Annotated in this window: 15 protein-coding genes; 2 read left to right on the forward strand and 13 right to left on the reverse strand. The window is 74.9% G+C overall.

The features are described from left to right. Positions 1-4 precede the first annotated feature (4 nt). The 13 genes from IE316_RS03390 to IE316_RS03450 form a co-directional block, all read right to left on the reverse strand. A complete protein-coding gene (locus IE316_RS03390) occupies positions 5-1,039 on the reverse strand; it encodes a glycoside hydrolase family 6 protein (protein ID WP_190202559.1) in 1,035 nt (344 codons plus the stop codon). Between the two features lie 89 nt (positions 1,040-1,128). Beyond that, the gene (locus IE316_RS03395; protein WP_190202560.1) at positions 1,129-1,803 is read right to left on the reverse strand and encodes a class F sortase; all 675 of its coding nucleotides are present in this window, start codon (positions 1,801-1,803) and stop codon (positions 1,129-1,131) included. A 2-nt stretch (positions 1,804-1,805) separates the two neighbouring features. Then, entirely contained in the window at positions 1,806-2,360 is a 555-nt protein-coding gene (locus IE316_RS03400) for a hypothetical protein (protein WP_190202561.1), read from the reverse strand. A 103-nt stretch (positions 2,361-2,463) separates the two neighbouring features. Next, on the reverse strand, positions 2,464-3,243 hold the full coding sequence (locus tag IE316_RS03405; protein WP_190202562.1) for an HAD-IIA family hydrolase: 780 nt from the start codon (positions 3,241-3,243) through the stop codon (positions 2,464-2,466). 89 nt (positions 3,244-3,332) lie between these two features. Further along, on the reverse strand, positions 3,333-4,379 hold the full coding sequence (locus IE316_RS03410; protein WP_190202563.1) for a 2-aminoethylphosphonate ABC transporter substrate-binding protein: 1,047 nt from the start codon (positions 4,377-4,379) through the stop codon (positions 3,333-3,335). 38 nt (positions 4,380-4,417) lie between these two features. Then, positions 4,418-5,215: an ABC transporter permease gene (locus IE316_RS03415; RefSeq protein WP_190202564.1), complete on the reverse strand. Its 798-nt coding sequence runs from the start codon at positions 5,213-5,215 to the stop codon at positions 4,418-4,420. Further along, positions 5,202-6,071 (reverse strand): 2-aminoethylphosphonate ABC transporter permease subunit, encoded by an 870-nt coding sequence (locus IE316_RS03420; RefSeq protein WP_190202565.1) that lies wholly within the window; start codon positions 6,069-6,071, stop codon positions 5,202-5,204. The genes IE316_RS03415 and IE316_RS03420 overlap by 14 nt, the downstream gene beginning before the upstream one ends. After that, the gene (locus tag IE316_RS03425) at positions 6,064-7,137 is read right to left on the reverse strand and encodes an ABC transporter ATP-binding protein (RefSeq protein ID WP_190202566.1); all 1,074 of its coding nucleotides are present in this window, start codon (positions 7,135-7,137) and stop codon (positions 6,064-6,066) included. The genes IE316_RS03420 and IE316_RS03425 overlap by 8 nt, the downstream gene beginning before the upstream one ends. Continuing rightward, a complete protein-coding gene (locus tag IE316_RS03430) occupies positions 7,137-7,832 on the reverse strand; it encodes an HAD family hydrolase (RefSeq protein ID WP_190202567.1) in 696 nt (231 codons plus the stop codon). Before IE316_RS03430 ends, IE316_RS03425 begins: the two co-directional genes overlap by 1 nt. A gap of 98 nt (positions 7,833-7,930) precedes the next feature. Continuing rightward, positions 7,931-9,055 carry a TIGR03364 family FAD-dependent oxidoreductase gene (locus IE316_RS03435; protein ID WP_190202568.1) on the reverse strand — a complete coding sequence of 375 codons (1,125 nt, stop codon included), beginning with the start codon at positions 9,053-9,055 and terminating at the stop codon, positions 7,931-7,933. 132 nt (positions 9,056-9,187) lie between these two features. After that, positions 9,188-9,943: a GntR family transcriptional regulator gene (locus IE316_RS03440; protein ID WP_190202569.1), complete on the reverse strand. Its 756-nt coding sequence runs from the start codon at positions 9,941-9,943 to the stop codon at positions 9,188-9,190. A 53-nt stretch (positions 9,944-9,996) separates the two neighbouring features. After that, positions 9,997-10,740 (reverse strand): hypothetical protein, encoded by a 744-nt coding sequence (locus tag IE316_RS03445; protein ID WP_373311049.1) that lies wholly within the window; start codon positions 10,738-10,740, stop codon positions 9,997-9,999. Between the two features lie 398 nt (positions 10,741-11,138). Next, entirely contained in the window at positions 11,139-12,356 is a 1,218-nt protein-coding gene (locus IE316_RS03450; RefSeq protein WP_190202571.1) for an ROK family transcriptional regulator, read from the reverse strand. Here IE316_RS03450 and IE316_RS03455 point away from each other — a divergent pair. Further along, a complete protein-coding gene (locus IE316_RS03455) occupies positions 12,355-13,434 on the forward strand; it encodes a Gfo/Idh/MocA family oxidoreductase (RefSeq protein ID WP_190202572.1) in 1,080 nt (359 codons plus the stop codon). The genes IE316_RS03450 and IE316_RS03455 overlap by 2 nt on opposite strands. Next, positions 13,431-13,934 carry a heme-degrading domain-containing protein gene (locus IE316_RS03460; RefSeq protein WP_190202573.1) on the forward strand — a complete coding sequence of 168 codons (504 nt, stop codon included), beginning with the start codon at positions 13,431-13,433 and terminating at the stop codon, positions 13,932-13,934. Before IE316_RS03455 ends, IE316_RS03460 begins: the two co-directional genes overlap by 4 nt.

The following is a 13,934-nucleotide window of genomic DNA, read 5'->3' on the forward strand; positions in this document are numbered from 1 at the left end:
GCCGCTAGGAGGTGCGGGGCCCCTGGGCCAGTTCCAGGGCGTACTCGTGCCACCACTGGCCGGCCTTGGGGCCGCCCTTGCACTCGCCGTCCGACTCCCCCGGGCGCTTGACCCACAGGTAGGCGTCGACCAGGGGGTCGGCGGTCCTGACGGTGGGGGGTTCGCCCAGGGCGCGGCCCGGCGGGTTGCACCAGCGTTCCGCCGGGTCGCCCTCGGTGTAGGGGCCGTTGCCGTTGCGGCTGGTGTCGATGACGAAGGGCTTGCCGCCGAGCGCGGCGGAGAGCCGCTTGCCGTAGGCGAGGGAGTCCTCGGTGGAGTAGAAGTTGGAGACGTTCACCGAGAAGCCGTCCGCGCGGTCGACACCGGCCCGCCGCAAGGGGTCGGGGATCCGGTCGGGGTCGCCCCAGCCGGCGTTGCCCGCGTCCAGGTAGACCTTGGTGTTCTCCAGGGAGGCGAGCCGGTCGACGGCCTCCGACAGCAGGGCGTACCGCTCCTCGTGCAGCTCCGGCGGGGTGCAGCCGTCGACCAGGTGCAGGACCGCGTCGGGTTCCAGGATCACGGTGGCGGCGCGGTCGCCGATGCCCCGGGCGACGCCGTCCACGAAGGCCCGGTAGGTGTCGCCGTCGGCGGCGCCGCCCCGGGAGTACCGGCCGCAGTCGCGGTGCGGGATGTCGTAGAGGACGAGCAGCGCGGTGCGGTCGGCCGCGGCGGCGGCCTCGGTGAAGCCGCGGGCCTGCTCCTCGGGGTTCTCCGGGGTGATCCACTCGCCGGTCGGCTGCTCGGCGATCCGGCGGATCCGCTCGGCCTCGGCCCGCTTGCCGTCCTCCTCCAGGGCCGCGAGCCGCCGGGCCGCGGTGCTGTCCGGGTTGACCCAGAACGGGGCGGTCTCCTTGGGCTGCTGGGTGATCCCCGCGCCGCCGCCCTTGCCCTCGTCGCCGCCCCCCGGCGACGAGCAGGCCGCGATCAGCAGGACCGCCCCGAGCAGCGCCGCGGACGCCCGTGTCCCGGCGAACGTCCCGGCCGCCGCGCTGCCGTACATCCGAGCCCCCTTGGTGCGCTGTTGGCGAGTGACAATCCTGGCATACGGCCGTCCCGCCCACGCGGCACCGGCGGCCGGGCCGGGACGGCTCAGGGGCCGGTCCCGGTGAGGTAGGCGGAGACGACGACGTTGGCGGTGTACCGGTCGCCGGCCCGGTCGTAGACGCCGCCGCAGGTGATCAGCCGGAGTTCGGCCCGGCCGGGGCGGTGCGGCCCGTAGGCGCGGCGGGCGTCGAAGTGCTCGCGGGTGATGACCTGGACGTCGTCGACGGTGAACTCGGCGGTCCGGCCGTCGTCGCGGAGCACCCGGACCGTCCCGCCCGGCCGCAGGGTGCTGAGCTTGTAGAAGACGGCGGGCCGGGTCTCGGTGTCGACGTGGCCGACCATCAGGGCGGTGCCCGCCGCGCCCGGCCGGGCGCCGGCCGCGTACCAGCCGACCGCGCCGGACCGGTCGAACGGCGGGGGCCGCAGGGCACCCTTCGGGTCCAGGCCGCGGGCCAGCACGGGGGCGTGGACGCCGAGTCGGGGGATGTCGAGGAAGCGGGGCCGGGCGTCCGGGCCGAGCGGCCGGTGCGCGGGCGGCAGAGCGGGGTGCGGGGGCCGGCCGGCCGCGGCCATGTCGCCGGTGGCCGGCCCGGCTATGCCGTCGGGTACGTCGGTGGCCTCGCGGCCCCACAGCCACAGCCCGAGCAGCAGCGCCGCCCAGGCGATGCCGGTCACCAGGCGGCCGGGGCCCGAGGTGCGGTCGGGGTCCTGTTCGGGCATGGTCAGTCCGTTCCGCGGCTCCGGCGGGCGCTGCGCAGCGCGACGGCCACCGCGGCGACCCCGGCGAGGACCAGGCCGGTGACCGCCTGGGCGGTGCCGGGCCCGTTCGCGCGGGCGTCCTCGTGGGGGGCCGCGGCCAGGTGCGCGGTGCCGCCGCCGCCCGCGTCGACCGGCGCGACCGGCGAGGCGGGCGCCTGGGCCGGGGGGCGGGCCCGGTCGCCGACGGTGAGGGTGCCCCGGCGTTCGGCGGTGCCGCAGCGGACCGTGACGGCATGGGCGCCGGCCGCGGCCCGTGAGCGGACCCGGCCGGAGCCGACGAGCGCGCCGTCGGTGCTGGTCAAGGAGAGTTCCACAGCGGAGTCGAAGGCGGCGGAGACGGCGACGGCCGTCTGCTCGGCGCAGTCGGCCACGCGGAGCGTGACCTCGCCGCCGGGGGCGGGGGCCGCCGGGGTCACCGAGACTCCGCCCCCGTCCGCCGCGTACGCCGTGGCCGCCGCCGGGCAGGCCACCGCGGTGAGCGCGGCCCCGGCGCAGAGAGTGGCTTTCAGTGAGCCCATCGTGTACCTCCAGTCACCTGGAGACTCCCCCGCCGGCCCCTTGGTCGCATCCGCTGCGGGCACGGTGCTGCGCCGAACGGGGGACGGGGCCGGGCGGCGGGTTTCAGACCAGGTCGACGAGGTCCGCGATGGAGTCGACCACCCGGGACGGCCGGTAGGGGAACTCCTCGATCTGCTCGGGCCGGGTCAGGCCGGTGAGCACCAGGAAGGTCTGCATCCCGGCCTCGATGCCGGCCAGTACGTCGGTGTCCATGCGGTCGCCGATCATCGCGCTGGTCTCGGAGTGCGCGCCGATCGCGTTGAGGCCGGTGCGCATCATCAGCGGGTTGGGCTTGCCCGCGAAGTACGGCTGCTTGCCGGTGGCCTTGGTGATCAGCGCGGCGACCGCGCCGGTGGCCGGCAGCGGGCCCTCGGTGGAGGGACCGGTCTCGTCGGGGTTGGTGCAGATGAAGCGGGCGCCGCCGTTGATGAGGCGGACCGCCTTGGTCATGGCCTCGAAGGAGTAGGTGCGGGTCTCGCCGAGAACGACGTAGTCCGGCTCGTGGTCGGTGAGGATGTACCCGATGTCGTGCAGGGCCGTGGTCAGGCCGGCCTCGCCGATGACGTAGGCCGAGCCGCCGGGCCGCTGGTCGTCCAGGAACTTGGCGGTGGCCAGCGCGGAGGTCCAGATCGACTCGATCGGCACCTCCAGGCCCATGCGGCGCAGCCGGGCGTGCAGATCGCGCGGGGTGTAGATCGAGTTGTTGGTCAGCACCAGGAAGGGCTTGCCGGACTCGCGGAGCTTCTTGAGGAAGGCGTCGGCGCCCGGGATGGGGACGCCCTCGTGGATGAGTACGCCGTCCATGTCGGTGAGCCACGACTCGATGGGCCTGCGGTCTGCCATGTGCTTCGTACTCCTGGCGGTGCGGTGGGGCATGAGCGAAGGGGCGCCGGAACCACGGCGTGCCGACGCCCCTCAGCCTAATCAGGAGGTCAACTGCCGGTCGCGGCCTTCCAGGCGTCGACGTACGCGGACAGGTTCCGCTCGATGTCGTCCCAGTCGGGCCGGAAGATCTCCACGCCCTTCATCAGCTCCGCCAGGTCGGCGGCGTCGGCGTCGGTGGCCTCGATGTCCTGGCGGGCCGCGAAGCCGCCGCCGATCGCGCTGACCTGCCGCTGGGCCGTGTCGCTGAGCAGGTAGTCGAGGAGTTTGCGGCCGTTGGCGCTGTGCGGGGCCTTGGTGACCAGGCCGGCCGCGTAGGGCAGGGCGAAGGTGGTGGGCCGGCCGCCCTCGGGGGCCGGGAACCAGATGCCGAGGTTCGGCATGGTCTTGGACTGGGCGTGGTTCATCTGCACATCGCCGTTGGCGACCAGGAGTTCGCCCTTGTCCACCTTGGGGGCGAGCTTGCCGGTGGAGGCGGCCGGGCCGACGTTGTTGGCCTGGAGCTTCTTCAGGTACTCCAGGGCGGGCCGCTCGCCGCCGAAGTCGTGCAGGGCCTTGATGAGGACGGCGGTGCCGTCGCCGGCGACGCCGGGGGTGGAGTACTGGAGGCGGTCCTTGAACCTGCCGTCGAGCAGGTCCTGCCAGGTGGCGGGGGGCCGCTTCAGCTCCTTCTTGTTGTAGACGAACCCGAAGTAGTTGTCGACGACGGTGGTCCAGGTGCCGTCGGCGGCCTTGCCGGTGACCTTGTCGGCGTTCTTCGGGGCGTACTTCTGGAGCAGGCCCTTGGTGCCGGCCTGCTGGATGAACGGCGGGAGGGTGACCAGCACGTCGGCCTGCGGGTTGCCCTTCTCGCGGGCGGCGCGCTGCATCATCTCGCCGGAGCCGCCCTCGACGTACTCGACCTCGATGCCGGTCTCCTTCTCGAAGTCCTCGAACACCCGGTCGTACCAGCCGTCGCCGTTCTCGCCCTTGAGGCCGTCGGCGCTGTAGACGGTGACGACGTTCCGGTCGGAGGCGGCGGTGTTCCCGCCGCAGGCGGTGAGGGGGACGGCGAGCAGGCAGAGGGCGGTGAGCGGCAGCAGGGGCTTTCTGGGCATGGCGAGGTGAACTCCTTGCGGCGGGACGGGGGACCGGGTCAGCGGTAGGAGGCCCGGGTGCGCAGACGGGAGACGGCGAGCAGCACCAGCAGGGTGGCCGCCATCAGGACCACGGCGATCGCGGAGCCGGTGAACAGGGCGCCGCGGTCGGTGGCCGCGTAGATCAGGACGGGCAGCGGGGTCCAGTCGGGCGGGTAGAGCATCATCGTGGCGCTCAGCTCGCCCATCGACAGGGCGAAGCAGAGGCCGGCGGCAGCGGTCAGGGACGGCAGCAGCAGGGGCAGCCTCACCCGCCACAGCACGTATCCGGGGCGGGCGCCCAGCGAGGCGGCGGCCTGCTCGTACGCCGGGTCCAGGCGGGTGATCGCGGCGGCGACGGACTGGTACGCGAAGGCGGTGACCAGGACGGCGTGCGCGGTGATCACGATCCAGCGGGTGCCGTTGAGCAGCATCGGCGGCCGGGAGAAGGCGACCAGCACCGCGAGGCCGACGACCACCGAGGGCACCGCGACCGGCAGCATGAACAGGGCGTCCATCGCCTTGCGGGACCGGCGTCCCAGGGCCGCCGCCGCGAGCGCGGCCCAGGTGCCGGCGGCCAGCGCCAGGACGCTCGCGGTGAGGGCGGTGACCAGGCTGGTGGTGAGGGCCTGGAGGGCCTCGCCGCGGGTGGCGGCCCGGTAGTTGGCGCCGGTGGGACCGGACGGCAGCACGCCGGACCAGTGGGTGGCGAAGGAGGCGCCCAGGACGACGAGCAGCGGCAGGGCGAACAGCGGCAGGAAGAGGACGAGGAACACCGTCCACAGGGCCCAGCGGGCCTTGCGGCTATGCACCAGCACGGCGGCTCACCACCCGGTACAGGCCGTACAGGCCCACGGAGATCAGGACGTTGACGACGGCGACCACACAGGCGCCCGGGTAGTCGGACTCCAGGATCGCCTTGCCGTAGACGAGCATCGGCAGGGTGGTGACGCCCTTGGCGCCGGTGAACAGCACGATGCCGAACTCGTTCAGGCAGAGCACCAGCACCAGGCTGCCGCCGGCGGCGAGGGCGGGCAGCGCCTCGGGCAGGATGATCCGCCGCACGATCCGCGGCGCCCGCGCGCCCAGCGAACCGGCCGCCTCGATCTGCGCGGTGTCGATCCCGGAGAACGCGGCGAGCAGCGGGCGCATCACGAACGGCGTGAAGTACGTGATCTCCGCCAGCAGCACCCCCCAGGGCGTGGTGAGGAACCGGAACGAGCCGACGATGCCGGTGCCGCCGTAGATGAACAGCAGGGCCAGCGTGATGAGGAAGGACGGGAAGGACAGGTACACGTCGACGAACCGGGCCACCGTCCTGGCCCCCGGGAACGGTACGAACGCGATGACCAGCGCCAGCAGGAACCCGAGCACCAGGCATCCGGCGGTGGCGGCCACCGCCAGCCACACGGTCGTCCACAGCGCTCGCCCGAACGACTCGGAGGCGAGGACATCGGCGTACGGCTGGAGGGAGAAGCCGCCGGTGTCGGGCTGGAAGGACTGCCGGACGACGAGGGCGAGAGGGTAAAGGAAGACAAGACCGAGCAGCGCTATGGGAGGAAGCGCCCACAGCAGAGGCTTGTAGGGGCGCGGGGCTGTATGGGATCTGCGGCTACCGCCGCCTGGGCGCGACCCGCCACGAACCACCCGCACCTGGGGCGCGACCTCAGCCATGCGCCACCCCCGCAGGCAGCAACACCGCATCCTCGGACGCGAAGTGCAACGCCACCTCATCACCAAGGGCAGGCGGCTGCCGCAGCTCCCGCACGTCCGCCATCACCCGGTGCCCGCCGACGTCGACGTACAGCCGGTGGGTCGCCCCCCGCCACTGGAGTTCCGCCAGCGTGCCGGTGATCCGGTTGGGCCCGTCGCCGAGCCCGACCAGGTGCGGCCGGACGCACAGGGTGGCCGACGCCCCCGGCGCGACCCCGTCGGTGCCGACCTCGATCACCGTGCCGGCGAACTCCGCGCCCGAGGCCCGCACGGTCACCGGCAGCAGGTTCGCCCCGCCCACGAAGGACGCGGTGAAGGCGTCCGTGGGCGCCCGGTACAGCTCCCTCGGCGTGCCGCAGGCCCGCAGCCGGGCCCGGTCCATGACCGCGATCCGGTCGGCGAGGGTGAGCGCCTCGACCTGGTCGTGGGTGACGTACAGGATCGACACGTCGGGCAGTTCCCGGTGCAGCCGGGCCAGTTCGGCGAGCATCCCGGAGCGCAACTGGGCGTCGAGGGCGGACAGCGGCTCGTCCAGCAGGAGGACCTCGGGGCGGACGGCGAGCGCGCGGGCGATGGCGACGCGCTGCTGCTGGCCGCCGGAGAGCTCGCGCGGGTGGCGGCGGGCGTAGCCGGCCATGCCGGTCAGTTCCAGCGCCTCGGTGACGCGGGCCCGGATCTCGGACTTCGGCGTCCGGCGGGCCTTGAGGCCGAAGGCGACGTTGTCCTCGACCCGCATGTGCGGGAACAGGGCGTACTGCTGGACGACCATGCCGATGCCCCGCCGGTGCGGCGGCAGGTCGGTGACGTCCCGGTCGCCGAGCAGGACCCGCCCGGCGACCGGCCGGACGAACCCGGCGACCGCCCGCAGCGCGGTGGTCTTGCCGGACCCGGACGGCCCGAGCAGCGCCATGACCTCGCCGGGTTCGACGGTGAGGTCGAGGGCGTCGAGGACGACGGTGCCGTGGTAGGCGACGGTCACGCCGTCGAAGCGGATGCCCGCGGGGGCGGCGGGGGCGGCGGGGGCCATCAGCCGGCGCCCCGGAGCAGCGCGGGCAGGTCGGCGACGGAGTCCAGGACGTGGGTGGCACCGGCCGCGCGCAGGGCGTCGTCGCCGTGCGCCCCCGTGCGCACCCCGGCGACCAGGCCCGCCCCGGCGCGGACGCCGCTGAGCACGTCGTACGAGGTGTCCCCGACGACGGCGACCTGGCGGACGCTCTCGGCGGCCTTGGTGCGCACGAACGCCTCCAGCACCATGTCCGGGTACGGCCGTCCGCGCCCGCCCGCGTCGGCGGGGCACAGGGTGAGCGGCACCAGGTCGCGCCAGTTGAGCGCGGCCAATATCGCGTCCTGGGTGACCCGGGCGAACCCGGTGGTCAGCACGACGGTCCGGCCGCCGGCGAGCAGGTCCTCGACGGCCTCGCGGGCGCCGGGGACGGGGGCGATCAGGCCGCCGTCGACGAGTTCGCCGTACGCCGTCTCGAAGGCGGCGTTGGCCCGCCGGGCGCGGTCCTCGGTGCCGAACAGGTGCCGGAAGACGGAGATCTTGGACTCGCCCATGGTGGCGCGGACGTAGGCGAGTTTCTCGGCGTGCTCGGGGGTGCCCGGCTCGACGCCGAGGGCGCGGGCGGCGGTGTCGAAGGCGCGCTCGACCAGTCCGCCGTCGGCGACGGTGGTACCGGCCATGTCGAGGACGACGAGACGGATGTCGGGGGGCGTGGTCATGGGGGCGGTCACGGGTGCGGTCACAGGGGCGCTCGCGGTCGTGGGTGTGTTCGCGGGTGTGGCCATGGGGGTGTTCGAGGGTGTGGTCATGGGTGTGGTCACCAGCCCAGTTCGTCGGCGGTGGTCTCGGCGATCGCGGGTGAGCAGGTCATGCCGCGCCCGCCGGGCCCGGTGACCAGCCAGGTCCCCTCGCGCACCCGCTGCCGGTGCACCACCCGGGTGGGGTCGACGCACTGCGCGTACACGCCCGCCCAGCGGCGCCGGATCTTCGGCAGCGGGCGGCCGAGGAGGGACTCCACGACGCCGGTGAGGTGTTCGTAGGGGTCTTCGAGGGTGTCGAAGGCGAAGGGGTGCTCGTACTCGTGGGTGTCGCCGATGGTCAGCGAGCCGTCGGCGCGCTGGACCATGAGGAGCTGCATACGGTGGGCCGCGGCCGTCGGGGGCTGCGGCTGCCGGGCGTTCAGCTCGTCCAGGGCGGGCGAGGCGTACGCCGGGTAGTAGCGGAAGCTGTCGGCGTCGGCGACCGAGGTGGTCAGCGGTTCGCCGAGCGGGTCGGTCTGCATCATCTGGAGGCGCACGCGACGCGCCGGCAGCGCGGGGCCGGCCAGTTCGCGGACCAGGCCGCCGAGCCAGGCGCCGGTGCACAGCACCACGGCGTCACCGGTGTGGGTGTCGCCGTGGTCGTCGCGCACGGCCCGCTCGCCGACGACCTCGCGGACCTCGCGGCCGGGCAGGAAGGTGTACGCCGGGGACTTGCGCAGCTCGGCGCGGAGCGCCAGTTGGGCGGTACGGGGTTCCACGGCGGCGTCGCGCTCGCAGTACAGGGCGGCGTCGAACGCGCCGCGCAGCGCCGGGTTCAGGGCGCGGGCCTCGGCGGGGGTGAGCAGCGCGTAGCCGCGGGCGGCGGCGTCCGGGCGGGCCACGGCGGCCTCGGCGACGGCCCGCTCCCGCTCACCCCGTACCGGGGTCAGGGAGCCGTTGGGGCGGAAGCCGAGGGCCGGGACCCGGGCGCCGATCTCCTCCCACAGCTCGCGGGCCCGCAGCGCGGTGGCCAGTTCCTCGCCGCCCGCCCGGCCGCTCACCCAGATCTGGCCGAAATTGCGCAGCGAGGCACCGCGGGCCTCGGCCTCGCGCTCGATCTGTACGACCTCATGGCCGCGACTGACTGCGTGCCAGGCGTGCATGGTGCCCACCACGCCGGCTCCGACGACTATCACTCTCACGTCCGTCACGCTCCTCGGACTCGGGGAACCGGAAGAATCCGGCCGACTACGAGAGCGTGAACTGGTCATCACGTTTGGGCTAGACCCGTTATCTATTCGTGACTTTCATGGGTGGGTCGGCATGGGCGCTTTTCAGCCGCCGAGATGGGCGGTGAAGGAGAACCGGTCGCCCCGGTACAGGGTCCGCACCCGTTCCAGCGGACGCCCGCCGGTGTCCCGGGAGACGCGGTGGATCAGGAGCATCGGCAGGGCGGGCGGGGTGCCGATGAGCAGCGCCTCGCGCGGGGTGGCGAGCACCGTCTCGATCCGCTCGTCGGCGTCACCGAAGGCGATGCCCTGCCGGTCGAGGTAGCCGTAGAAGGACGAGTCGGGGTCGAAGTCCCGGTCCAGGCGCGGCACCCGGGCCACCGAGACGTACGTGCTCTCCAGGCCGACCCGCTCGTCGTCGGCGAGCAGCACCCGCTCCAGGTGCCAGACGGGCTCGCCGCGGGTGAGGCCGGTCTCCGCGGCCAGCGCCTCGGGGCAGGGGAACCGGTCGAGGCCGACCAGCGTACGGCCGGGGGTACGGCCCTGGCGGCGGACGCCCTCGGTGTAGCTGGCCAGGGACAGCGGCTGCGCCAGCTTGGGGCCGGCGACGACCGTGCCCCGGCCCTGCCGGCGCAGCTTGCCCTCCAGCACCAGTTCGCGCACGGCCTGCCGGACGGTCTCGCGGGCGACCTCGTACCGCTCGGACAGGTCGCGTTCGGTCGGGATGGCGGCGCCCTCCCCCAGGGCGTCGACGAGGGCGGCGATCCGCGCCTTGACGGCGTAGTACTTCGGCACGCGGCCGTGCTCCGGGATGCCGGAGCGGACGGGGGCGCCGGGGGCCTGGTCGTTCGGGTAGTCCACGGCAGGGATGGTCGCAGACGCGGGTGACGGGCCCGGCCCCCGGTCGCCCCGGGTCAGCGGCGCCGGCGGGCCAGCGCAACGGCCGTACCTCCGGCGGCGACCAGCACGGCACCGGCGGCGAGCAGGGTGTACGTACGGCGCTCGCCGGTACCGGCGAGTTCGTCGGCGAAGGGCAGCCCGCCCGGGGACGGGGAGGCGGTGGGGGCGGCCGGGCCGGCCTCGATGCGGAAGCGGTAGTCGCCGGACTGGCCGACCCACTCGCCGTCGCCGTCCCGGCGCTGGACGACGGCGGCGTTGGCGGTGACCTCGTTGGGCACGGCGTCCGAGGTGACGGCCAGCCGCACCGGCACGGTGAGCGTCCGGCCGGGCCCGACCGTGAATCCGGGGAACCCGGCGGCGTCGTCGGCGAGGACACCGACCAGTTCGTCGGCGTCGGTCTCCGTCAGGCGCACGGGGTGCGGGCGGGTGCCGTCGTAGAACTCCAGCCGCGGCTGGGCCGGCTCCAGCGCGCGCCGCTCGTCGACGAGGACGACGACGGGGTGGATGTCCTCGCAGGTCCGGTCGGTGGTGTTGGTGAGGTCCAGGAACCAGGTCCCGTACCCGCCCCCGGCCCGGTAGACGGCGGGACCGCCGTGGAGGCGGGTGGTGAGGGGGAAGGTGTGGTCCTCGGGGGCGGTGCAGGCGGGGAGGGGAGCGGGGGCGAGGGCGGGGGCCGTGCGGGCCACGGCGGGGGAGGCCGTGGCGAGGAGGGCGGCTGCCGCCGCCAGGCAGGGGGACGCGGGCGTACACAGTCGCATGAACACATGAGCGTTCCGGACGCGCGCGGCATCCGGCGGCGCCACTCCGGAGGGCACCCCGGATGGCGGCGGCCGTTTCACCCGCGGGCACCCCACCGGGGGCGTACGCCCGCCCCCGGCGACGCTCACCCGCGCCTGTGGGCACCGGCCGCGCCCGACGGCGCTCACCCGCACCTGGGCACCCGCCGCACCCGGGGACGGACGCCCGCGCCCGTGGGCACCCGCCGCACCCGGCGACGGACACCCGCACCCGTGGGCACCCGCCGCACCCGGCGGCGGACGCCCACCCGCACCGGGCGGCACCCGCCCGCACCCAGCGGCACCCGCCCGCACCCGACACAGGCGTCCGCCGACGCACGCCCCCCCGGCCGCGTACACCCCCCCCCCGCAAGGCCAGCTCACCTGTCCCCCCGCCCGAACACCGGCCCCAGCAGGAGCTGAGCCGCGCCCTCCGCGACCGCTCGGAGACCGCCGGGGGCGACCCGTACCGGTACGGCGGGGTCGTGGTCCCCTTCACGGTGGGCGCGGGCGCGCAGCACCGCGGCGACGCCCTCGACGAACGCCCCGGGGTGCGCGGCGACGGTCCGCCCGCCGAGCAGCACCTGGTCGATGTCGAGCAGCGCGGCGAGGTTGGCGGCGGCCACGCCCAGCACCCTGGCCGCCCCGGCGAGGTCGCCGCGGGCCACCGCGGCCAGGCAGAGCGCCTCGACACAGCCCCGGGCACCGCAGGTGCAGGGCGGGCCGTCGAGCTGGATCACCTGGTGCCCGAACTCGCCCGCCCCCGTCCGCGCCCCCCGGTGCACGCTCCCGCCGAGCACCAGCCCCGCCCCCAGCCCCGTACCGAGGTGGAGGTAGGCGAAGGAGCCGCGCTCGCCGCCGACCGCCAGGCCGAGCGCCGCCGCGTTGGTGTCCTTGTCGACGACGACCGGCACGCCGAGGCGCCCCGCCAGCGCGTCCCGCAGCGCGAACCCGTCCCACTCGGGGAAGCCGGTGACCCGGTGCAGCACCCCGCGCGTGTGGTCCAGCGGGCCGGGCAGCGCCACCCCGACCCCGAACAGCCCGACCCCGAGCGGCCCGGCCCCGCGGCCGGACCCCGGCACCTCCGCCGCCAGCGTCTCCGCCTCGCGCGCCACCTCCGCGACCACCGCGTCGGCGCCCGCGCCCAGGTCGAGCGGGGCGCGCCGCTCCCCCACCACCGTGCCGACGAGGTCGACCAGCACCGTCCGCAGCTCGTCGCGGTCCAGGTGCGCGCCGATCGCGTGCCCGGCCTCCGGCACCAGGCGCAGCAGGGTGCGCGGCTTGCCGCCGGTGGAGGCCCGCTGCCCGGCCGCCGCGGCGAGGCCGTCCGCCCGCAACCGCGCGGTGATCTTGCTGACCGCCTGCGGGGTGAGCCCGGTCCGCTCGGCCAGCTCCAGGCGGCTGACGCCCTCCGGTCCGGCCGCGCGGAGCAGGTCGAGGACGAGCGCGGTGTTGTGACTGCGCAGGGCGAGCAGGTTCGCCCCGCCGCGGGCACCGCCCGTGCCGACCGTGCCGCCCGTGCCGTCGTTCGCCCTGTTCACGCCACCATTCTCTCCCGTACTTGCACTTTGGCAACACCGTTGCCAAAGTGGACGCATGACTGGTACCTCCCCCGGCACTCCGCTGCGCGTCGGCCTCGTCGGCTACGGGCTCGCGGGCTCCGTCTTCCACGCCCCGCTGATCGCCGCCACCGAGGGGCTCGCCCTGGACACGGTGGTCACCGCCAACCCGGACCGGCAGCGGCAGGCCCGCGACGAGTTCCCGGACGTGCACCTGGCCGCGACCCCGGACGAACTGTTCGACCGGGCCGCCGACCTGGACCTGATCGTCGTCGCGTCGCCGAACAAGACCCACGTCCCGCTCGCCACCGCCGCCCTGGAGGCCGGGCTGCCGGTCGTCGTGGACAAGCCCGTGGCGGGCACCGCGGCCGAGGCCCGCGGGCTGGCGGACCTCGCCGAGCAGCGCGGCCTGCTGCTCTCCGTCTTCCAGAACCGCCGCTGGGACAACGACTTCCTGACCCTGCGCAAGCTGCTCGCCGAGGACGCGCTGGGCGACGTATGGCGGTTCGAGTCGCGGTTCGAGCGGTGGCGGCCGAAGCCGAAGGGCGGCTGGCGCGAATCCGGCGACCCGGCAGAGATCGGAGGTCTGCTGTACGACCTCGGCAGCCATGTCGTCGACCAGGCGCTGGTGCTGTTCGGCCCGGCCGCCCAGGTGTACGCCGAGACGGACGTCCGGCGCGAGGGCGCGGAGACCGACGACGACACGTTCGTCGCGATCACGCACACCAGCGGCGTCCGCTCCCACCTCTACGTCTCCGCGACCACCGCCCAGCTCGGCCCCCGGTTCCGGGTGCTCGGCTCGCGGGCCGGTTACGTCAAGTACGGCCTGGACCCGCAGGAGGCCGCGCTGCGCGAGGGCAAGCGGCCCGGCCGGGGCTGGGGCGAGGAGGACGAGTCGCTGTGGGGCCGGGTCGGGTCCGGCGAGTCCCCGGTGACCGGCGGCGGCCGGGTCGAGCCGACCCTGCCCGGCGACTACCCGGCGTACTACGCGGCGGTGGCCGAGGCCCTGCGGGAGGGCGGCCCCAACCCGGTGAGCGCCCGGGAGGCGGCGGACGCCCTGGACGTGCTGGAGGCGGCCCGCCGTTCGGCGCGCGACGGAGCGGCGGTGGCGCTGTGAGCCAGGACCGCACGGTGACCCCGAAGGCCACCCCCGAGCTGACCCCGAGCGTGGCGGAGCTGGAGGCGCAGGAACGCCGGCTGGTCTTCCGCCGGTTCACCCACGACGACGCGTGGGCGCTGGGCTCGCTCCTGGTCGAGCTGGCCCGGGAGCGCCAGGCCCCGGTCGCCATCGACATCCACCGGGCCGGGCAGCAGCTCTTCCACGCCGCGCTGCCGGGCTCGTCCCCCGACAACGACGCCTGGATCGCCCGCAAGCGCCGGGTGGTGGAGCGGTACCGCTCGGCGTCGTACCTGGTGGGCGCCCGGTTCCGGGCCAAGGGCACCACCTTCGAGGAGTCCTCGCGGCTGGACCCGGACACGTACGCGGCGCACGGCGGCTCCTTCCCGATCGCCGTGGAGGGCGTCGGGGTGATCGGCGCGGTGACGGTGTCCGGGCTGCCACAGCTCCAGGACCACAAGCTGGTGGTGGAGGCATTGGAGCGGTTCCTGGCCGGCTGA

It is taken from the genome of Streptomyces fumanus, assembly GCF_014655295.1.
Classification (GTDB): domain Bacteria; phylum Actinomycetota; class Actinomycetes; order Streptomycetales; family Streptomycetaceae; genus Streptomyces; species Streptomyces fumanus.

Coding starts and splice junctions, on each gene's coding strand:
- IE316_RS03400 (WP_190202561.1), bottom strand. CDS start 2,360: ATGGGCTCACTGAAAGCCACTCTCTGCGCCGGGGCCGCGCTCACCGCG.
- IE316_RS03450 (WP_190202571.1), bottom strand. CDS start 12,356: ATGCGTCCACTTTGGCAACGGTGTTGCCAAAGTGCAAGTACGGGAGAG.
- IE316_RS03455 (WP_190202572.1), top strand. CDS start 12,355: ATGACTGGTACCTCCCCCGGCACTCCGCTGCGCGTCGGCCTCGTCGGC.
- IE316_RS03395 (WP_190202560.1), bottom strand. CDS start 1,803: ATGCCCGAACAGGACCCCGACCGCACCTCGGGCCCCGGCCGCCTGGTG.
- IE316_RS03445 (WP_373311049.1), bottom strand. CDS start 10,740: ATGCGACTGTGTACGCCCGCGTCCCCCTGCCTGGCGGCGGCAGCCGCC.
- IE316_RS03410 (WP_190202563.1), bottom strand. CDS start 4,379: ATGCCCAGAAAGCCCCTGCTGCCGCTCACCGCCCTCTGCCTGCTCGCC.
- IE316_RS03430 (WP_190202567.1), bottom strand. CDS start 7,832: ATGACCACGCCCCCCGACATCCGTCTCGTCGTCCTCGACATGGCCGGT.
- IE316_RS03405 (WP_190202562.1), bottom strand. CDS start 3,243: ATGGCAGACCGCAGGCCCATCGAGTCGTGGCTCACCGACATGGACGGC.
- IE316_RS03390 (WP_190202559.1), bottom strand. CDS start 1,039: ATGTACGGCAGCGCGGCGGCCGGGACGTTCGCCGGGACACGGGCGTCC.
- IE316_RS03420 (WP_190202565.1), bottom strand. CDS start 6,071: ATGGCTGAGGTCGCGCCCCAGGTGCGGGTGGTTCGTGGCGGGTCGCGC.
- IE316_RS03425 (WP_190202566.1), bottom strand. CDS start 7,137: ATGGCCCCCGCCGCCCCCGCCGCCCCCGCGGGCATCCGCTTCGACGGC.